At 64.3% G+C, this 20176-nt stretch carries 16 protein-coding genes and 1 riboswitch; of the genes, 10 read left to right on the plus strand and 6 right to left on the minus strand.

Features of this window, described 5'->3' with window-relative positions; genetic code table 11:
- Positions 1-23 precede the first annotated feature (23 nt).
- The 3 genes from HYH08_RS26665 to HYH08_RS26675 all read left to right on the plus strand — a co-directional run bounded on the left by HYH08_RS26665 (position 24) and on the right by HYH08_RS26675 (position 3079).
- Positions 24-1004 carry a hypothetical protein gene (locus tag HYH08_RS26665; RefSeq protein ID WP_220012805.1) on the plus strand — a complete coding sequence of 327 codons (981 nt, stop codon included), beginning with the start codon at positions 24-26 and terminating at the stop codon, positions 1002-1004.
- Positions 1005-1012: 8 nt separating this feature from the next.
- Entirely contained in the window at positions 1013-2011 is a 999-nt protein-coding gene (locus HYH08_RS26670) for a hypothetical protein (protein ID WP_220012806.1), read from the plus strand.
- Between the two features lie 75 nt (positions 2012-2086).
- Positions 2087-3079: a hypothetical protein gene (locus tag HYH08_RS26675; protein WP_220012807.1), complete on the plus strand. Its 993-nt coding sequence runs from the start codon at positions 2087-2089 to the stop codon at positions 3077-3079.
- A 132-nt stretch (positions 3080-3211) separates the two neighbouring features.
- Here HYH08_RS26675 and HYH08_RS26680 read toward each other — a convergent pair whose 3' ends face one another.
- The gene (locus tag HYH08_RS26680; protein WP_220012808.1) at positions 3212-4450 is read right to left on the minus strand and encodes an ABC transporter substrate-binding protein; all 1239 of its coding nucleotides are present in this window, start codon (positions 4448-4450) and stop codon (positions 3212-3214) included.
- A gap of 146 nt (positions 4451-4596) precedes the next feature.
- Complete coding sequence (locus tag HYH08_RS26685) at positions 4597-4890, minus strand: DUF1304 domain-containing protein (protein ID WP_502788868.1); 294 nt, start codon at positions 4888-4890, stop codon at positions 4597-4599.
- Positions 4891-5041: 151 nt separating this feature from the next.
- On the opposite strand from HYH08_RS26685, the gene HYH08_RS26690 reads away from it, so the two are divergent.
- Positions 5042-5572, plus strand: coding sequence for a methylated-DNA--[protein]-cysteine S-methyltransferase (locus HYH08_RS26690; protein ID WP_220012810.1), 531 nt, complete (start codon positions 5042-5044; stop codon positions 5570-5572).
- A gap of 4 nt (positions 5573-5576) precedes the next feature.
- On the opposite strand, the gene HYH08_RS26695 is transcribed toward HYH08_RS26690, so the two are convergent.
- On the minus strand, positions 5577-8366 hold the full coding sequence (locus HYH08_RS26695) for a [protein-PII] uridylyltransferase (protein WP_220012811.1): 2790 nt from the start codon (positions 8364-8366) through the stop codon (positions 5577-5579).
- A gap of 188 nt (positions 8367-8554) precedes the next feature.
- On the opposite strand from HYH08_RS26695, the gene HYH08_RS26700 reads away from it, so the two are divergent.
- The 6 genes from HYH08_RS26700 (at position 8555) to HYH08_RS26725 (ending at position 15007) form a co-directional block, all read left to right on the plus strand.
- Positions 8555-9526 carry an aliphatic sulfonate ABC transporter substrate-binding protein gene (locus tag HYH08_RS26700; protein WP_220012812.1) on the plus strand — a complete coding sequence of 324 codons (972 nt, stop codon included), beginning with the start codon at positions 8555-8557 and terminating at the stop codon, positions 9524-9526.
- 250 nt (positions 9527-9776) lie between these two features.
- Entirely contained in the window at positions 9777-10622 is an 846-nt protein-coding gene (locus HYH08_RS26705; RefSeq protein WP_220012813.1) for an ABC transporter permease, read from the plus strand.
- A 4-nt stretch (positions 10623-10626) separates the two neighbouring features.
- A complete protein-coding gene (locus tag HYH08_RS26710) occupies positions 10627-11412 on the plus strand; it encodes an ABC transporter ATP-binding protein (RefSeq protein WP_220012814.1) in 786 nt (261 codons plus the stop codon).
- A gap of 54 nt (positions 11413-11466) precedes the next feature.
- Complete coding sequence (locus HYH08_RS26715) at positions 11467-11976, plus strand: OsmC family protein (RefSeq protein WP_220012815.1); 510 nt, start codon at positions 11467-11469, stop codon at positions 11974-11976.
- Between the two features lie 162 nt (positions 11977-12138).
- The gene (locus HYH08_RS26720; RefSeq protein ID WP_220012816.1) at positions 12139-12948 is read left to right on the plus strand and encodes a hypothetical protein; all 810 of its coding nucleotides are present in this window, start codon (positions 12139-12141) and stop codon (positions 12946-12948) included.
- A 382-nt stretch (positions 12949-13330) separates the two neighbouring features.
- Positions 13331-15007 carry a methyl-accepting chemotaxis protein gene (locus HYH08_RS26725; protein WP_220012817.1) on the plus strand — a complete coding sequence of 559 codons (1677 nt, stop codon included), beginning with the start codon at positions 13331-13333 and terminating at the stop codon, positions 15005-15007.
- A 48-nt stretch (positions 15008-15055) separates the two neighbouring features.
- On the opposite strand, the gene gcvP is transcribed toward HYH08_RS26725, so the two are convergent.
- The 3 genes from gcvP to gcvT form a co-directional block, all read right to left on the minus strand.
- Positions 15056-17923 (minus strand): aminomethyl-transferring glycine dehydrogenase, encoded by a 2868-nt coding sequence (gene gcvP, locus HYH08_RS26730; RefSeq protein WP_220012880.1) that lies wholly within the window; start codon positions 17921-17923, stop codon positions 15056-15058.
- 172 nt (positions 17924-18095) lie between these two features.
- Positions 18096-18464, minus strand: a complete 369-nt coding sequence (gene gcvH, locus HYH08_RS26735) for a glycine cleavage system protein GcvH (protein ID WP_220012818.1) — start codon at positions 18462-18464, stop codon at positions 18096-18098.
- Between the two features lie 245 nt (positions 18465-18709).
- Positions 18710-19858: a glycine cleavage system aminomethyltransferase GcvT gene (gene gcvT / locus HYH08_RS26740; protein ID WP_220012819.1), complete on the minus strand. Its 1149-nt coding sequence runs from the start codon at positions 19856-19858 to the stop codon at positions 18710-18712.
- A 145-nt stretch (positions 19859-20003) separates the two neighbouring features.
- Positions 20004-20094: riboswitch (glycine riboswitch) on the minus strand.
- Between the last annotated feature and the right edge of the window lie 82 nt (positions 20095-20176).

Here is a 20176-nt window from a genome sequence, read left to right on the forward strand (position 1 = left end):
CGTTGTCGTGATCGAGGGGCGTGATGAAGCGTCTGATCCTGACCGGCTGGGGCGACAGCCATCGGCTTGCCCGATCGGGTTTGGCTGAGATCGTCATTCCGCTCCATTTCCAATTTGCGTGGGGGCCGCTGCCGCCGGCAGAAAATCTCTCGGCTTATTTCGTGGCCTACTCGACAGATCTAGGACCGGCCGAGCACTGGTCGGATTGGGTCCGCTGGCCGAAGGGCGCCAAGGGTCGCAAATTGTCGCTGGCCGAATTCTGCGAGCCGTATGACGAGATCGAGCTCTGGTTCGCAGCGACAGCCCAAGATCAGCTGCAACTTGTCTGGCTGCTCGATCACCTCGGCAACTGCCCGGCGCTGGCGGGGAAGCTCGGGCTGCGATTGCTGGATTCCGATCTGATATTCAGTCCCGATTATGATTTCGCCGAGGGCGAACGCCATATCCCCATCGGACACGTGGGTGCGGAGGAATTCGAGATCGCCCAGTCGGCCTGGTCGGCCTACCGCGCACCCACGCCGGAGGCCTGCATCGATCTGCTTCACCGCGATCTGAGTGCCTTGCTCATGCTGCGGCCGGCCTTGCTCGAGCTTCTGGCAGAACTCCCGTCTCCCGTGACAGGGCTCGGTGCGACCGAGATGCGATTTCTGGAGATGCTTGACTGGTATGTGAACACGAATGCGCTGTTCCATTTGCGCTCGCTACGGGGCACTTACGTGTGGGGTGAGGTCGAACTGGGATATTTGCTCGAAGGCCTCGCCCTCGGCCCCAGGCCAGCCGTGGCCGGGCTGGGCGAAGAATTGCGCACCATCGACCTTGGCCATCTCAGAGCCCGGCACGAGATTTATCTCCGCAGCCGGTTGTCGCTAACCGAATTCGGCAAGGCCGTCCTGGCCCATCAAGAAGATTTCAGCCGCCACAATCCGATCGATCGCTGGTGGGGCGGCACGCACCTCACCAACGACCGGCTGTGGCGCTATGGCGCTGTTTTGACGAAATCTTGAGGCCGAACATGACGCGGCTTATCGTTACTACAGACTCGTCAATCGCCGGCGCCATTCAACAAGCAAGCCCCACCGACCGCGTCATCGCGATCGAATGCCGGCTGGTTTGGGGACAATTGCCGTCCGTTGCGGAGTTCGACGCGTTCTTCGCGCCGCGTACGACGCAGCCTCAAGGGCTGCATTGGCTTGACGACACGCCGCCCTGGCGGCTCGATGAGTGGGACCTGAAGGGCCACGGATTGATCGAACTGCTGTCGGAATGCAGCTCGGCCGAATTGTGGATCGGGCAGGAGCCGAACGCGCAATTGCTTATGCTCTGGCTGCTTGATCATTGCAGAAGCGTTGATGCGGCGCTCTCCAAGCTCGTCATGCGTCGGCTGGATGCTGCTGATGGTGCTGTCGATCCAAGGCACTTTGTGCAACTCAAGCCGCCGATCGTCAGGCTTACGCATGATCACCTTGAACTCGCTGGTCGAGCCTGGCGGGCTTATCGTGCGCCGACGCCGCAGGCTTGGTTCGATCTCCTCAAAACGGACGAGAGTCTGTTTCCGCAGCTTGAGCGATCTATCGTCAATCTGCTCGAGGAGCTTCCGAGCATAACAACCGGACTGGGAGCTACGGAAACGCGGATCCTGGAGCTGGCTGCGCTCGGTAACGCGCGGCCCTTCGACGTCTTTCCGGGACACCAAAAGCGCAACGAGCGTCGCGTCTTCGACTATTGGGAGGTGGGGACGCTGCTCGATGGGCTCGTGCGCTGTCCGGTGCCAGTCGTTTCCGGGCTGGAGGAAGGACCGTTCACGCTCGAGATGCACAACGATGCCATCCGTCACGCACGGTACAAGCAATCCCGGTTACTGCTCACTGAACTCGGAAGGGCCGTCTTGTCGGGCGAAGAAGATTTCCTTCGTCATAATCCGATCCACCGCTGGTGGGGCGGCTCTCTTCTCACCAACGAGCGACTTTGGCGCTGGGATTCGCGGCGCCGCATGTTGGTCGCGCCAGCCTGATGTGTATTGTTCGAGGTTCTGAGTGTCGATGTTGAGAGGCGATTGCGTTTCGTTTTGGGATAGGACGCCGGGGCCATGAGGCGTGTGATTCTGACCAGTTCGTCGGGTGTCGGTCTCACCTATGCAGATCGGGCCGACATGGTCGTCCCGCTGATCTTTCGGTTCGTTTCGGGGCCGCTGCCGTCGGACATTCACCTCAATCGCTATCTCGGCGGGCGGGCGCCCAGGGAATTCCAAGAGGTTCACTGGGCTGATTGCGTGCGCCGGTTGCGTTTTGCCGGCCCTGGCGATCGAGCATATCCATTTGTCTTGTTCTGCGAGGTTTACAGTGTCGATCTCATCGAGCTGTGGTTCGATTCTGAGCCCAACAGCCAATTGCTCTTGATCTGGATCCTCGACTATCTGCGTTCCGAACCGTCCGTTTCGGGGAGTCTGAGGTTGCGGCATGTCGATTTCGACCTGCGCGGGGCAAATCCCGCGGACATTCGTCATCGCGACGTGCGGAGCCTCGATATCGCAGAGGGCGATCTCGAGATCGCCAGCATGGCCTGGGAGGCCTACCGCGCGCCGACGCCAGAGCTCTGCGCCGGGCTGCTCGACAGGCCGCTCGGCAAGCTGTCTTTGCTGAGGCCGGCCATGGAAGACCTGCTCGCAGAACTGCCGTCACCGGCGACGGGACTGGGGGCGACCGAGGCTGGGCTTCTCGAACTGATCGCGAGCGGACACAATCGTACCGACGAGCTGTTTCGGCCGGGCGTGCTCGGCACGCGCGTCTTCGATCCGTGGGAGTTGGGTGGGTTACTCGAAGGACTCGCTTTCGGCCCAGCGCCCGCCATCGCCGGTCTGGACGGCAAGCTGGCGACGCTCGATCCGGACGATGCGCGAGGTCGCAACGCGGCCTTTCGCCGGAGCCGGCTGTCACTGACAGAGTTCGGTCGGGCGGTTCTTGAAGGTCGCGAGGATTTTCGCCGCCACAACCCGATCAAGCGCTGGTGGGGCGGTACGCTTCTGACCAACGATCGGCTCTGGCGATGGGATCGCGAAAGCCGATCGCTGATTGCGCCCTAGAGCGCGTTCAGTGAAGCGCGATGAGATCAGGACGAATCATCATCGCGCTTTAGCTCATTGTTTGCGCGTGATCTTTCCGGCAAACCAACCAAAACACTTCCCGCTTTGGTAAGCCACCCGACCAGATCGTCACTAACCCGACGGTCCCGTGTCCTCGATGATCGGTCCGAACAGCTCCCAGCGTTCGCCGTTGAACTTCATCATCTGCATCTGCTTGTTGACGCGGTAGTCGTTCGGTCCGGTGTTGATCTTGATGCCGGGCAGGGCGAAGCTCGGGGTGAAATCCCGGATGTTGGCAACCTGCTTCATCACGTTCTCGCGCGTCAGGTCGTCGCCGCATTGCTTCAGCACCTGCGTCAGCAACTCGGCGACCGAATAGGCGTAGGTGTTGACGGTGTTGAGCTTGTCGCCTTCGGGGAAATACTTGTCCATGAAGGCGAAGAACGCCTTCACGCCCGGATCGTCCTTCCACTGCGGATCGCTCGGCTCCTTGCCGTACTGGGTCGAGATGATGCCCTTGGAGATGTCGAGGCCGGCCGGCTTCAGCGTCGCCGAGATCGGGCTCGCATTGATGTCGAGGATGTGCACCGGATTCCAGCCGAGCTCGGCCACCTTCTTGATCGCTTGCGCCGCAAACTTCGGTGTCGAGGCATCGTAGAAGAGGTCGGCGCCCATCGACTTCAGCTTGACCACCTGCGAGTCCACGGTGGGGTCGGTGACCTCGTAGGAGACCTCGCCGACGATCATGCCGGCTGCCTTGTCGCCGAGGCCGCTCTTGAGCCCGGCGAGATAATCGCGGCCCATGTCGTCGTTCTGGTAGAGCACGCCGATCTTGGCGTTCGGATGTTCTTTCAGAATGTATTTGGCGTAGATCCGCCCCTCGGACACGTAGTTGGGATTGTAGGCGATGGTCCAGGGATAGTTTTGCGGATCGTTAAAGCGCGCGGCGCCGGTCGAGGCCAGCAGCTGCGGGATCTTCTTGCCGTTGAGATATTTCTGCACGGCCGCGTTGGCGGCGGTGCCGATGATCTGGAAGGTGAACAGTACCTCGTCGCCTTCGACGAGCTTGCGCACCTGCTCGACCGTCTTCGGCGGCGAATAGGCATCGTCATACTGGATCAGATTGATCTTGCGGCCGTTGATGCCGCCCTGATCGTTGATCATCCTGAAATAGGCCGCCTGCGTCTTGCCGATATTGGCGTAGACGGAATAGGGGCCGGAGAACGGCACGGTCTGGCCGATCTTGATCTCGGTGTCGCTCGCACCCGTGTCGTATTTCTTCTGGGCGAAGGCTGGACTGACGAAGGCTTGACTGGCGAACGCGACGGCGAGCGCTGCCGCGGCAGCGAGATAGGCTCTGCGAGTCTTCATTGGGGATGTTCCTCCTGACGGAATTTTCCGGCCGACGGTCTTGTCCCGTTGCCTGCAACGGTCGCCATCGCTGCCGAAGAGTGTGGAGGAAGGTATCGTGCCGCGCAAGGATCGCGGCACTGCGCCGAAGCGTCTCAGGCCAAGAGCTAGGTGAGGAACAACGCCACCAGCGCGATCGCCGCCGGCAACGCCTGCACCATCAGGATGCGCGTGCTGACGGTCATCGCGCCATAGGCGCCGGCCACGATCACGCAGAGCAGGAAGAACGCCTTGATCTGGAACGCGAAGGCCGGGTTGCCGTGGAGCAAGCCCCAGACCAGGCCGGCGGTGAGGAAGCCGTTATAGAGCCCCTGATTGGCCGCCAGCACTTTCGTGATCTCGGCCTTGTCAGGCGTGTTGCGGAATGTCTTCAGGCCCAGCGGCTTGTCCCAGAGGAACATCTCCAGGACCAGGAAGTAGGCGTGCAGTGCAGCGACCAGCGCCACCAGGATATTGGCGATCCAGATCAAGTTGAGCTCCCAGCTTTCGGGTGGACGTTAGCACGGCCGGCATGGCAAGTGCGATGGGACTGTTTCGATCAATGGTGCCGCAATGCCCGCGCGATCAATCAAACCGCCTGTCAGCCTCGGTCTCGACCGTCTGACGACGCCGATCGGGACCGCGCTGCTCGTCACCGATGCCGATGGCGCGTTGCGCGCGCTCGACTGGGATGACTATGAGCATCGCATGCGCGAGCTGTTGCGCCTGCATTACGGGGCAGTCGACCTGCGTGATGCGTCCGCGCCGACGGAGATGCGGATGGCGCTGACGAACTATTTCGAGGGCGATCTCGGAAAGCTCTCGGCCATCGCCTGGCGCATCGCCGGCACGCCGTTCCAGCAAAAGGTCTGGACGGCGCTCGCCAGCATCCCGGCCGGCACCACGATGAGCTATGGCGCCATGGCCGCGAAGATCGAGATGCCGAAGGCCATTCGCGCCGTCGGCCATGCCAACGGCTCAAACCCGATCAGCGTGGTGTTGCCGTGCCATCGCCTGATTGGCGCCGATGGTTCGCTGGTGAAGTACGGCGGCGGATTGGAGCGGAAGAAGTGGCTGCTGCGGCATGAAGGCCTCGAGGTCTGACGCCTCACGCCGCCGGCTGAACCGCCTTGTCGCCAGCCATCACACGGGTCAGCGCGCTCTTGATCGCCGATTGCCGTGTCGGCGCGTTGATCTGCGCACCCAGCAGATCGGTGACGTAGAACACGTCGCGGGCGCGCTCGCCGAAGGTCGCGACGTGGGCCGAGGCGATGTTGAGATTGAGCTTCGAGATCGCAGTGGTGAGCTCGTAGAGCAGGCCGGGGCGATCGAGGCCGGAGACCTCGATCACGGTGTAGCGGTCCGACCACTGGTTGTTGATGGTCACCTCCGGCTCGATCACGAAGGGGCGCGCCTTGCTGCGCACGGTGCGCCGCGCCACCACTTCCGGCAGGCGCAGCTTGCCTTCCAGCACGTCTTCGATCATCTCGCCGATGCGCGTGGCGCGGCGGCCCTCGTCCTCGTCGCGGTCGTATTCCCTGGAGATTGAGATGGTGTCGAGCGCGCGGCCGTCGGTCGTGGTGTAGATCTGGGCATCGACGATGTTGGCGCCGGCCGACGCACAGGCGCCGGCGATGATCGAGAGCAGCCAGGGATGGTCGGCCGCGAAGATCGTCAGCTCGGTGACGCCGCGCACCTCGTCGAAGCCGACATTGATCGCGAGCTTGTGGCCGGCCTGCTCGCTGGAGCGGACGAAGCGGGCGTGGCGGATCTTTCGCGGCAGCTCGACCTTGAGCCAGTAGGCCGGATAGTGCCGGCCGATATAGGCATCGAGCTCGTCCTTCGGCCATTCGGCGAAGGCGTTGCGGAATTCGGCGTGGGCGGCGGTGAGGCGCTTGCCGCGATCGACCTCCGAGAAGCCGCCGGTCAGCACCGGCTCGGTCTCGTAATAGAGCGAGCGCAACAGCTGCGCCTTCCAGCCGTTCCAGACGCCGGGACCGACGCCGCGGATATCGGCGGTGGTGAGGATCGTCAGCAGCTTCATCTGCTCGGTCGACTGCACCACGGCGGCGAAATTCTCGATGGTCTTGCGGTCCGACAGATCGCGCGACTGCGCGACCGTGGACATGGTCAGGTGCTCCTCGATCAGCCAGGCCACGAGCTCGGTGTCGGCCGGGCTGAAGCCGAGCCGCGGACACAGCCGCCGCGCGACCTTCGCGCCCGCGATCGAATGGTCCTCGGGGCGGCCCTTGGCGACGTCGTGCAGGAGCGTTGCGATATAGATCACGGAGCGGTGCTCGGGACGAATTTTGCGCATCAGGTCGCTGGCGACCGCGAATTCCTCGATGCCGCCGCGCTCGATGTCCTGGAGGAAGCCGACGCAGCGGATCAGATGCTCGTCCACCGTGTAGTGATGATACATGTTGAACTGCATCATCGAGACGATCTTGCCGAAGGCGCGGATGAAATGGCCGAGCACGCCGGTCTCGTTCATCCGCCGCAGCACGATCTCCGCGTTGTCCGAGGTCAGGATCTCCATGAAGAGGCGGTTGGCTTCGGGATTTTCGCGCATCTGCGCGTTGATCAGGCCGAGCGAGCGCGTCACGTCCCGCATCGCGTCCGGATGGAAGGCGAGGTTGTTCTTCTGCGCGAGGCGAAAGATGCGGATCAGGTTGACAGGATCGTGCTTGAACACGTCGGGCGCGGCGACGTTGATACGGTTGTTGTCGACGATGAAGTCGTCGCTGTCGGGCACGCGCCGCTTCACCTGCGGGGTGCGCAGCCGCGCCATCATCCGGCTCAGCACCGGCGCGGGCTTGGCCTGCTGGTCCTCGAGCTTGGCGCAGAGGATGGCGGTGAGGTTGCCGACTTCCTTGGCGACCAGGAAGTAGTGCTTCATGAAGCGCTCGACGTCCTGCATGCCGGGATGCGAGGTGTAGCCGAGCCGGATCGCGATCTCGCGCTGGAGGTCGAAGGAGAGACGCTCCTCGGGCCGTCCCGAGTAGAAGTGCAGATTGCAGCGCACCGACCAGAGGAAATCGGCGCAGCGGCGGAAGGTGCGGTATTCCTGCGCGTCGAACACGCCGCGCTCGACCAGCTCGTCGGTGTCGCGGACGCGGTAGACGTATTTGGCGATCCAGAACAGCGTGTGCAGGTCGCGCAGCGCGCCCTTGCCGTCCTTGACGTTGGGCTCGACCAGGTAGCGCGACTGGCCGCCGCGGCGATGGCGCTCCTCGCGCTCGGCAAGCTTTGCGGTGACGAATTCGGAGGCCGTGCCCTGCACCACCTCCTTGTCGAAGCGGTCGACCAACTCGTCATAGAGCGGCCGGTCGCCGGTGAGGAAGCGCGTCTCCAGGATCGCGGTGCGGATGGTCATGTCGCCACGCGCCTGGCGGATCGATTCATCGACCGAGCGGGTGGCGTGGCCGACCTTCAGGCCCATGTCCCACAGGCAGTAGAGAATGGCTTCGGCGACCTGCTCGCCCCAGGCGGTCTGCTTGTAGGGCAGGATGAAGAGCAGATCGATGTCGGACTCGGGGGCCATCAGGCCGCGGCCATAGCCGCCGGTCGCGACCACCGCCATGCGCTCGGCCCCGCTCGGGATCGGCGAGCGGTAGAGATGGCGCGTCGCCGCGGAATAGAGGATGCGGATGATTTCGTCCTGCACGTGGCAGAGACGTTCGGCGCAGCGGCGGCCGTGACGGTCCTTCAGCAGGATCGCCTGTGCCGCGGCGCGGGCGGCGATCAGCTCGGCCTTGAGCATTTGCGCCATGGCGGTACGGAACGCGTCCTCGCGCCCCTGATGCTTTTCGGCAAGCGCATCGACCGCGGCGGTGATCCGCGCGGTGTCGAAGCGGTCGTCCACCTCTGGCTTCTGCTCAGTCGCGACGCTGTCCATGTCTCACCGGATATAAGAGGTGACAGGCGCTGTCACCCGCCATTCTCGCGCAATAGTCGTTCCGTACTGGAAAAGCCTGGCCAGGAGCAGAATTGTTCTCGGAAGAAGGGCTTTCAAGGGGCGGATTTTCTCGTTGACCTCTAGGTGTAACTCATTGAAAAACAATGAAGTTTTGGAGGAGGCTGGGCATGACCAGGATAACACGACGTATTCTGCTGGCGGGAGCGATGGCGCTCGCTGTGACCCCCGCGGCACGAGCGGCCGATCCGCTCAAGGAAATCCGCATCGACTGGGCGACCTACAATCCGGTGTCGCTGGTGCTGAAGCAGAAGGGCCTGCTGGAGAAGGAGTTCGCCAAGGACGGCATCACCATCACCTGGGTGCAGTCGGCGGGCTCCAACAAGGCGCTCGAATTCCTCAATGCCGGCTCGATCGATTTCGGCTCGACCGCAGGCTCCGCGGCGCTGGTGGCCAGGATCAACGGCAACCCGATCAAGTCGATCTACGTCTATTCGCGTCCCGAATGGACTGCGCTGGTGACGGGCAAGGAGTCCAAGATCGCTGCTGTCGCCGACCTCAAAGGCAAGCGCGTCGCGGTGACGCGCGGCACCGATCCGCACATCTTCCTGGTGCGTGCGCTGTTAGGGGCGGGCCTCACCGAAAAGGACATCACCCCGGTGCTGCTCCAGCATGCCGACGGCAAGACCGCCTTGATCCGCGGCGACGTCGATGCCTGGGCCGGTCTCGATCCCATGATGGCGCAGGCCGAGGTCGAGGAGGGCGCAAAACTGTTCTACCGCAAGGCGGACGCCAACACCTGGGGCATCCTCAATGTGCGCGAGCAGTTCCTGAAGGATCATCCGGACGCCGTCCGCCGCGTGCTCGCGGTGTACGAGGACGCGCGAAAATATTCGCTGGCGAATTATGATGATCTCAAGAAGACCTTCATCGCCGTAACCAAGCTGCCCGAAGCCGTCGTCGACAAGCAGCTCAAGGAGCGCACCGAGCTCACCCACAGCCGCATCGGCGCGCCCCAGCGCGAGTCGATCCTCGCCGCGGGCCTCGCGCTGCAGCAGGCCGGCGTCGTCGACGCCAAGGTCGACGTGAAGGCGACACTGGATGCGTTGATCGACGACCAGGTCCCGCTGCCGACGAATTAGGTCAGCGCGGAAGAGGCACGCGCGCGCAACAAACTCCGCTGTCGTCCCGGGCAAGCGTAAGCGAGACCCGGGTCCCATAACCACAGGGAGTGGTTGTTGTGCGAGGCGGTCACTCCGAGTCCCCGCAACCACGTCTTCCCGTGGTTATGGGTCCCGGATCTACGCGCGCTTGGGGCGCGCTTGTCCGGGACGACAATGGAGATTGCCGCGTGCCCTTGCAATCTCACACAGGACGGGCTTCCTACCGGCCATGACCTCCGACGCGCCAGTGCTGCAACAGACATTGGAACCAGCTGAGAGCACCGCTGCGCCGTCGCGCGCGGCCCACTATGCGCGGCCGTTGCTTGGGATATTGCTGCCGCTGACGCTCGCGCTCGGCTGGGAGCTGGTGGTCTGGTCCGGCTGGTCCAACGGCCGGCTGGTGCCGCCGCCCTCGCGCGTGTTTGCCACCATCGCCGATCTCGCCCGCTCCGGCGAGCTCATCCGCCACGTCGCCGCGACGCTGTGGCGCGTGGGTCTCGGCTTCGCGTTCGGCGTGGTCGCGGGCACGGTGCTGGGCGCGATCTCCGGCTATTGGTCGCTGGCGCGGCGGCTGCTCGATCCGACGGTGCAGGCGCTACGAGCGATCCCGTCGCTGGCCTGGGTGCCGCTGTTCATCCTCTGGCTCGGCATCTTCGAGACCTCGAAGATCGCGCTGATCGCGGTCGGCGTGTTCTTCCCGGTCTATCTCGGCGTGATGGGGGCGATCCTCTCGGTCGACCGCAAGATCGTCGAGGTCGGCCGCACCTTCCGCCTCTCCGGCTTTGCCATGATCCGCCGCATCCTCTTGCCCGCGGTGCTGCCGGCCTATGTCGTCTCGTTGCGCGTCGGCCTCGGTCTCGGCTGGATGTTCGTGGTGGCGGCCGAGCTGATCGGCGCCTCCGAAGGCCTCGGTTATCTCCTGCTCGACGGCCAGCAGCTCGGCAAGCCGGCGCAGATCCTAGCCGCCATCGTGATCTTCGCCATTCTCGGCAAGCTCACGGACTGGCTGATCGAAATTGCCGCCGCGCCGTTCCTGCGCTGGCAGGACGCCTTCTCCCGCGCGAGAGGAGCCTGACGCGATGCTGGCGCTCGACCGGGTCAGCAAGATCTATCCCAACGGCGTCGAGGCGCTGGCGCGCTTCTCCGCCGAGATCAGGCAAGGCGAGATCATCGCCATCATCGGCGGCTCCGGCTGTGGCAAGTCCACGCTGCTCCGCGCCATCGCCGGCCTCGACCGCGCCAGTTCGGGCACGGTGACGCTCGATGACGAGGCCATCACATCGCCGCACGCAAAAATCGGCATTATCTTCCAGGAGCCGCGGCTTTTGCCCTGGCTGAGCGTCGCCGACAATATCGGTTTTGGCCTCGCCGATCTCCCCGCAGCCGAGCGGCGCGAGAAGGTGGCGCGTGCGCTCGAGCGCGTCGGTCTTGCCGACAAGGCGCAGGCCTGGCCGCGCGAGCTCTCGGGCGGACAGGCGCAGCGCGTCGCGATTGCCCGTTCGCTGGTGCCGCAGCCCGAGGTGCTCCTGCTCGACGAGCCGTTCTCGGCGCTCGATGCCTTCACGCGCAGGGATCTCCAGGATCATCTGCTCGACCTCTGGGCCGATACGCGCCCGACCTTGATTCTCGTCACACATGACGTCGACGAGGCGGTGGTGCTGGCCGACCGCGTGCTGGTGATGCGGCCGCGGCCGGGCCGGCTGTTCGACCAGATCGAGATCAATCTGGGCCGGCCGCGCGACCGCAACGCGCCGCTGTTCGAGAATTTCAAGCGGAGTGTGCTGACGTCACTCGACCGTTCGCTCGATCGCAACGTGCCCGACCGTGACGCAACCCAGGGTCCCGGTCAGGCCATGTGGTGGTGACATTTTTGCTCTGAGCCGGTACATCAAGGGGCAATTTTTCCGGGAGAGAACGAGATGGACGCCGCAGAACTGCGCCAGATGCAGGCCCCGATCAAGGAACGCTACAAGACCGATCCCAAGGCCGCGATGATCACGCTGAAGGCCAAGGGCTCGACCGACAGCGATGGCATCGCATGCAAGGTCGAAACCGGCCGCGCCATCGCGATGGCCGGCCTGCATCCCGCCACCGGCGGCTCCGGTCTCGAGCTCTGCTCCGGCGACATGCTGCTGGAAGCGCTGGTCGCCTGCGCCGGCGTCACGCTGAAATCGGTCGCGACCGCGATCGAGGTGCCGCTGAAGACCGGCAACGTCTATGCCGAAGGCGATCTCGATTTCCGCGGCACGCTCGGCGTCGACAAGGAGACCCCCGTCGGCTTCGCCGAGATCCGCCTGCGCTTCGAGGTCGACACGGATGCGCCGCAGGACAAGCTCGATCTGCTGTTGAAGCTCACCGAGCGCTATTGCGTGGTCTACCAGACCATCAAGAACGGCCCGAAGATTTCGGTATCGATGCAGCGGATGTGAGGGGCCACCTCTCCCATAGGGAGAGGTCGCGCGGGTGAGGGGCTGTGCTCTCTCGTGGGACCTGAAGCCCTCACCCGATTTGCTGCGCAAATCGACCTCTCCCTCCGGGAGAGGTGAACCGACCCCGCGGAAAATGTCCTCAACAATAATATCCCGCGTTAGATGTCCCTCGACCTCCAGTTCATCGTCTTCCTTCTCCTGCGCATGGCGATCGCGGCGGCGTTCGTGGTGACGGCCTCGATCATCACTGAACGTTCCGGCCCCGTGATCGGTGCGCTGATCGCGACGTTGCCGGTGTCGGCCGGTCCGTCCTACGTCTTTCTCGCGATCGACCATGACGCCGGCTTCATCGCGCAAGGCGCGCTGGCGAGCCTGCCGATCAACGCGGCGACGATCTTCATGTGCCTCACCTATGTCGTGCTGGCGCAACGGCGCAGCATGCTCGCGAGTTGGGGAAGCGCGTTCGCGGTCTGGATCGTTCTGGCCTCGATCATCCGCCAGTTCGACTGGTCGCTCACTGCCGGCCTTGCCGCCAATCTGGTCGCGTTCGGCATCTGCATTCCGCTGCTGGCCGGCTATCGCCACGCCAAGATGCCGCTGGTGACGCGCCGCTGGTACGACATCCCGATGCGGGCTGCGCTGGTCGCGACCCTCGTCGCCATCGTGGTCTCGACATCGAGCTGGGTCGGCCCCCGCATCAGCGGCATCATCGCGATCTTTCCCGTGGTGTTCTCCAGCATCATGGTGATCCTGCATCCGCGCATCGGCGGCCCGCCGACCGCTGCCGTGCTCGCCAACTCCGCCTGGGGCCTGCTCGGTTTCGGCATGGCGATCGCGGTCATGCACGTTGCGGTGGTCCAGTTCGGATCCGCCATCGGCCTGTGTCTCGCGCTCGCCACCTGCGTGAGCTGGAATCTGACGCTGTGGGGGATCGGCCGGCGCGCAATGCACAAGCCGCATCGAGAGCCGTAGGACTACGGACGAGCGCGACATGGCGTCGCCAGATGAGACATCATTTCATGGGATAGAAAACCGCGTGGTCGCCCAAGCCATTGAATGAGAAGCATCATTCAAGCCATGCGGACGATCGTGGCCGTCGCCGACGCCGGGTGGGGGCCGTGCGAATACTGCCGTTTTTCGACATCTCTATTAGAACTTTATTCGAGCTTTGCCCCTAAGAATCAAACCGTATGCCCGCTTCCGATGCGTCCGCGCGAATTCCGGCGGATCTTTATTCGAGCGATCGGACCCCGCGGCAACCACTGATTGGAATACGGCCTCGCCGCCGCAGTCATATCCCCTGGTTCCGACGGGCATATTCCTATCGGCGTTATTTCGAGACGGAGATTCCTTGATGTTTGGTCGCAAGTCCCACGGTAATGCGGAAGCACAGCTGGCTGCCATCGGCCGCTCGCAGGCGATGATCGAATTCAACCTCGATGGGACGATCATCACGGCCAACAAGAATTTTCTCGATGCGCTCGGCTACCAGCTCGACGAAATCAAGGGCAAGCACCACTCCATGTTCGTGCCGGCCGACCAGCGCGACGGCGCCGAGTACAAGGCGTTCTGGGATGCGCTGAAACGCGGCGAGTATCAGGCGCGCGAGTTCAAGCGCATCGCGAAGGACGGTCGCGAGGTCTGGATCGAAGCATCCTATAACCCGGTGCTCGATGGCGACGGCAAGGCGGTGATGGTCGCCAAGATTGCGACTGACATCACCGAGAAGAAGATCCGGAGCATGACGGACGCCTCGAAGATCGCCGCCATCAGCCGTGCTCAGGCGGTGATCGAGTTCAAGCTCGACGGCACCATCGTCACCGCCAACGAGAATTTCTGCAAGGCGCTCGGCTATTCGCTCGCCGAGATCCAGGGCAAGCATCACAGCCTGTTCGTGGAACAGGCCGAGCGCGACGGCGCGGCCTATCGCGAGTTCTGGGCCAAGCTGAACCGCGGAGAATATCAGGCCGGCGAATTCAAGCGCATCGGCAAGGGCGGCCGCGAGGTCTGGATTCTCGCCTCCTACAATCCGATGCTCGACGAGAACGGCAAGCCGTTCGGCGTCGTCAAGTTCGCGACCGACGTGACCGCCGAGAAGCTGAAGAATGCCGATCTCGCCGGTCAGATTGCGGCGATCGACAAGGCGCAGGCCGTGATCGAGTTCAACATGGACGGCACGATCATCACCGCCAATGCCAATTTCCTCGCCGCGCTCGGCTACACACTGGCCGAGATCAAGGGACATCATCACAGCATGTTCGTCGATCCTGCGGAGCGCGACGGCACCGCCTATCGCGAGTTCTGGGCCGCGCTCAACCGTGGCCAGTACCAGGCGGCCGAATACAAGCGCATCGGTAAGGGCGGCAAGGAGGTCTACATCCAGGCCTCGTACAATCCGATCTTCGATCTCAACGGCAAGCCGTTCAAGGTCGTCAAATATGCCACAGACGTCACGAAGCAGGTGCTGGTCCGTATGGGCAACGAGCGCGTCCGCGGCATGATGGAATCGGTCGCTGCCGGCTCCGAGGAGCTCAACGCCTCGGTGCGGGAGATTTCCGAAGCGATGACCAAGTCGCGCGAGACCGCGATGAGCGCGGTGGATCAGGTCGCCGCCGCCGACGCCCAGGCCCAGCGCCTGACCGAGGCCGCGCAGGCGATGAGCGGCATCGTCGAGATGATCAACAGCATCACCGGGCAGATCAATCTGCTCGCGCTCAACGCCACGATCGAGTCCGCTCGCGCCGGCGAAGCCGGCCGCGGCTTCGCGGTGGTCGCCTCCGAGGTGAAGAGCCTCGCCAACCAGGCCAAGCAGGCAACCGACAAGATCGGCCAGGAGATCGGCAGCCTCAACGGCATCTCCGGCGACGTCGTCAGCGCGCTCAGTTCGATCAAACAGGCGATCAACAATGTCAGCGAGTACGTGACTTCCACGGCCGCGGCCGTCGAGGAGCAGAGCACGGTGACCAACGAGATGTCGACCAGCATGCAGCGCGCCGCGGCAGAGGCCGCCGCGATCGCGGCGCGGGCGTAAGCCAAGCGCAAAGGAATCGGAGGGTGGGTAGAACCCGCCCTTCGAAGCTTATTCCGCAGCCTCAGCGTAATCGCTCACCGGCGGGCATGAGCACACCAGATTGCGGTCGCCGTAGACGTTGTCGACGCGCCCGACCGGGCACCAATATTTGTCGGTGCGCGAGGTGCCCGCAGGGAAGCAGCCCTCGCTGCGGGTGTAGGCCCGAGCCCACCCATCATCGGCGATGTCGTGCACGGTGTGCGGGGCGTGGCGCAGCGGGGATGCCTCGATCTTGAAGCGGCCAGCCTCGACCTCGGCGATCTCCTTGCGGATCGCGATCATGGCGTCGCAGAAGCGATCCAGCTCCGCCTTCGATTCCGACTCGGTCGGCTCGATCATCAGCGTGCCCGGCACCGGGAAGCTCATGGTCGGGGCGTGGAAGCGGTAGTCGATCAGGCGTTTTGCGATGTCGTCCACGGTGACGCCCGAGGTCGTCTTGAGCGGACGGGGATCGACGATGCACTCATGCGCGACGCGGCCCTTGGCGTTCTTGTAGAGCACCGGGAAGTGCGCATCGAGGCGCGCCGCGATGTAGTTGGCGTTGAGGATCGCGATCTCGGTGGCGCGCTTCAAGCCTTCGCCGCCCATCATCAGGATGTAGATGTAGGAGATGGTCAGGATCGAGGCCGAGCCGAACGGCGCGGCCGAGACCGGCCCGACCGGGGCGTCGGCCTGCGTCGCCGGATGACCCGGGAGGAACGGGGCGAGATGTGCCTTGACACCGATCGGGCCCATGCCGGGGCCGCCACCGCCATGCGGGATGCAGAAGGTCTTGTGCAGGTTGAGATGGCTGACATCGGCGCCGTAATCGCCGGGCCTGGAGAGGCCGACCTGCGCGTTGAGGTTGGCACCGTCGAGATACACCTGGCCGCCATGGCCGTGCACGATGTCGCAGATCTCCTTGATGTGCTCCTCGAACACGCCGTGGGTCGACGGATAGGTGATCATGACCGCGGCGAGATTGGCCGAGTGCTTCTCCGCCTTGGCGCGGAGATCGCCAACGTCGACGTCGCCGTTCTTTTCGCAGGCGACCACCACCACGTCCATGCCGGCCATCGCGGCCGAGGCCGGATTGGTGCCGTGGGCGGAGGAGGGGATCAGGCAGATTTTCCGGTGGCTCTGCCCTCGCGCCGCGTGATAGCCGCGGATGGCGAGCAGTCCGGCATATTCCCCTTGCGCGCCCGAGTTCGGCTGCAGCGAGATCGCGTCATAGCCGGTGATGTCGCACAGCCACTTTTCCAGCCGCGCGAACAGCGCGTGATAGCCCTTTGCCTGCTCACGTGGGGCGAACGGATGCAGGCTGCCGAATTCCGGCCAGGTCAGCGGCATCATCTCGGTGGTCGCGTTCAGCTTCATCGTGCAGGAGCCGAGCGGGATCATCGCGCGGTCGAGCGCGAGGTCGCGGTCTGAGAGCTTGCGCATGTAGCGCAGCATCTCGGTTTCCGAGCGATGCGCGTGGAAGACGGGATGAGTGAGGAACGCGGTGGTGCGCTTCAGCGTTTCCGGCAGTGCCTCGCGCGTGGTCGCGTCGATCTCGGTATAGGAGAGCGTGCCGCCGAAGGCGCGCCAGACGGCTTCGACCGTTGCCGGCGTCGTGGTCTCGTCGAGCGCGATACGCAAGCTGGTGTCGCTGATGCCGAGATTGATTGTCTCGGCCGTTGCGCGCGCGACGATCTCGGCGCGCTTGGCGCCGGCATCGATGCTGAGCGTGTCGAAGAAGACCTCCGACTGCAGCGCAAAGCCGAGCTTGCGCAGGCCGGCCGCCAGCACGGCGGCGCGGCGATGCACGTTGCGTGCGATCTGCGCAAGGCCCTCGGGGCCGTGATAGACCGCATACATCGAGGCGATCACGGCGAGCAGCACCTGCGCGGTGCAGATATTGGAGGTCGCCTTCTCGCGGCGGATGTGCTGCTCGCGGGTCTGCAGCGCGAGGCGATAGGCGGGCTGCCCACGCGAGTCCACGGAGAGGCCGACGATGCGGCCGGGCAGCGAACGCTTCAGCGCATCGCGCACCGCCATATAGGCTGCGTGCGGTCCGCCATAGCCCATCGGCACGCCGAAGCGCTGCGCCGATCCAATGGCGATGTCGGCGCCAAGCTCGCCGGGCGAGGCGAGCAGCGTCAGCGCCAGCAGGTCGGCGGCAACGATCGCGAGCGCGCCCTTGGCCTTCAGCGCTGATATCGCGGGCCTGAGGTCGCGCACGGCGCCCGACGTTCCAGGATATTGCAGCAGCGCGCCGAGCACATCGGCCTTGTCGAGATCAGTGAGGGGATCGCCGACGACCAGGGTCCAGCCGAGCGGCTCGGCGCGGGTGCGCATCACGGCCAACGTTTGCGGATGCACGTCCTTGTCGACGAAGAAGGCTTTCGCTTCGACCGTCGAATGCCGCTCGGCGAGCGCCATGGCCTCGGCTGCGGCCGTCGCTTCATCCAGCAGCGAGGCGTTGGCGACGTCGAGCCCGGTGAGGTCGCAGATCATGGTCTGGAAGTTGAGCAGCGCCTCCAGCCGGCCCTGGCTGATCTCGGGCTGGTAGGGCGTGTAGGCCGTGTACCAAGCGGGATTTTCCAGAATGTTGCGCTGGATCACCGCGGGCAAAATCGCGCCGGAATAGCCTTGGCCGATCAGGGAGGTGAAGACCTGGTTCTGGCTAGCGAGCTCGGCCATGTGCGCGATCGCCTCGGTCTCGCTGAGCGGCTTGCCGAGATCGAGCGGGGCCGCCTGCCGGATCGCGGCCGGCAGCGTTTCCGACATCAGCGCGTCGACGCTTTTCGCGCCAACCGTTTCGAGCATGGCGGTGACATCGCGCGCCGAGGGGCCGATGTGGCGGCGGGCGAAGGAGGTGGCAGTGTCGCCATTGGATTTGCGGTGCGCGGTCATCATGGGTCCTCGCTAGATTTCGCTGTCATGCCCCGCGAAGGCGGGGCATCCAGTAAACGCAGGCGTTAGTGCTTGAACCGAGAAGCCGCGGCGTACTGGATCATCCGCCCCAGTGCGCAGTGCGCACAAGGCGGGTGATGACACCGAGTATGGGGCGGCTATTCTCGTCATCTCACGCCGTATGTGCCTTGTAGGCGGCTTCATCCATGAGGCCGCCGAGTTCGCTCTTGTCGGCAATCTTCATTTTGAAGAACCAGGCCTTGCCTTGCGCGTCCGAGTTCACCAGCGCGGGCTCGCTGGCGAGCTCGGCGTTGGTCTCGAGCACTTCGCCCGAGATGGGCGCGTAGACGTCGGAGGCGGCTTTCACCGATTCCACGACGGCGGCGGCTTCGGCCTTCTTCAGCGCGCGGCCGACCTTGGGCAATTCGACGAACACGACGTCGCCAAGCTGGGACTGCGCGTAGTCGGTGATGCCGACGGTTGCGACATCGCCGTCAATCGCGAGCCATTCGTGGTCGGAGGTGTACAGCGTCGTGGTCATTGGTGTTTCCTTGAAGTGATAAAGTCCGGTGACAGCCGCGGGCTCGGTCTTACCTCTCCCGTAGGGAGAGGTCGGATCGCATCGCAAGATGCGGTCCGGGTGAGGGGATCTGGTCTCACTGGGTGTCGCGGCCCCTCACCCGGATTGCACTGGACGATGCTTCGCATCGCCAGATGCAATCCGACCTCTCCCCGCTGGGGAGAGGTGACGTCGGGGCCGGCGGCTGTGCTAAATCTCATCATGCGTCAGCGTTTGTAGGTGTTTTTCACGAAAGGCATGGCCGCGACTTGAAGCGGCAATCGCTGGCCGCGCACCTCGGCGAAGAGTTTGGTGCCGAGCGCGCTCTGGGCGGTGGGCACGTAGCCCATCGCGACCGGCGCATTCAGGCTCGGGCCGAAGCCGCCGGAGGTGACCTTTCCGATGGGGTCACCGCCTTCGCTGCCGGCAAACAGCAGCGCGCCCTCGCGCACCGGCGCGCGGCCTTCCGCGCGCAGGCCGACGCGGCGGCGGGATGCGCCATTGTCGAAATGGGCGAGGATCTTTTCGGCGCCGGGAAAGCCGCCGGCGCGCGCGCCGCCGCTGCGGCGGCTCTTCTGCACCGACCATTCCAGCGCGGCCTCGACCGGCGTGGTGGCCGTGTCGATGTCGTGGCCGTAGAGGCAGAGGCCGGCTTCCAGCCGCAGGCTGTCGCGGGCGCCCAGGCCGATCGGCATCACATCGGGATTGTCGAGCAGCGTCTTGGCGAGACGTTCGGCGTCGGCGGCGGGGACCGAAATCTCAAAACCGTCCTCGCCGGTGTAGCCCGAGCGCGAGACGAAACAGGCAAGGCCGGCAACCTCGTGCGGGCCGGCGTCCATGAACTTCATGGCAGGCGCATCTGCACACAATTTCGCCAGCGCCGCTTCCGCCTTCGGGCCCTGCAGCGCGATCAGCGCGCGGTCGGCGAGCGAATCGATAATGCAGGTGTCCGACAGATTCGCACGCAGATGCGCCTCGTCCGCGTCCTTGCAGGCGGCGTTGACCACCAGGAACAGGTGATCGCCGAAATTGGCGACCATGAGATCGTCGAGAATGCCGCCGTCCGTATTGGTGAACTGGGCGTAGCGCTGCCGCCCCGGTGCAATCGCCAAAATATCCTGCGGCACCAGCCGCTCCAGCGCGCGGGCGGCGTCCTCGATCCTCCCCGATTTCGGCCTGAGCGCGATCTGGCCCATATGGGAGACGTCGAACAGGCCGGCGGAATTGCGGGTATGAAGGTGTTCCTTCAGCACGCCCGCGGGGTACTGCACGGGCATGCCATAGCCTGCGAAGGGCACCATCTTGCCGCCGAGGGAGAGATGCAGGCCGTGAAGGGGCGTTTTCTTCAGGGAGTGTTGGTCGTCGCGCGCAAGCATTACGGGGCCCTCGGCGGTTCCCCGGGGACGATTCCCCGGGACAAACCCATCGAAGCCCCATCTGTCGCTGTGCCTGAGAGTATTATCCCGTCGGCGGGCGCAATCCGGGTCTTAAGCCCGCCAGCGCCTCTTTCCAGATGTCGTCAAAGCCACGCGGTCCTTTTGCCTGAGAGTTTCCGGGGCGGTTGCTCCTTCGGCGCCGGCTACCAGTTGCCGGTCTCTCCCGACGTGGCCGTACGATACAGATGGGTACAGACCACAGGCCGGCCAAGCCTGTCAACGCGGCTTGAGCGGCTTTCCAGAGGGATTGCAGCGCGA

The organism is Bradyrhizobium sp. BR 10289, from assembly GCF_019455385.1.
Lineage (GTDB): Bacteria > Pseudomonadota > Alphaproteobacteria > Rhizobiales > Xanthobacteraceae > Bradyrhizobium.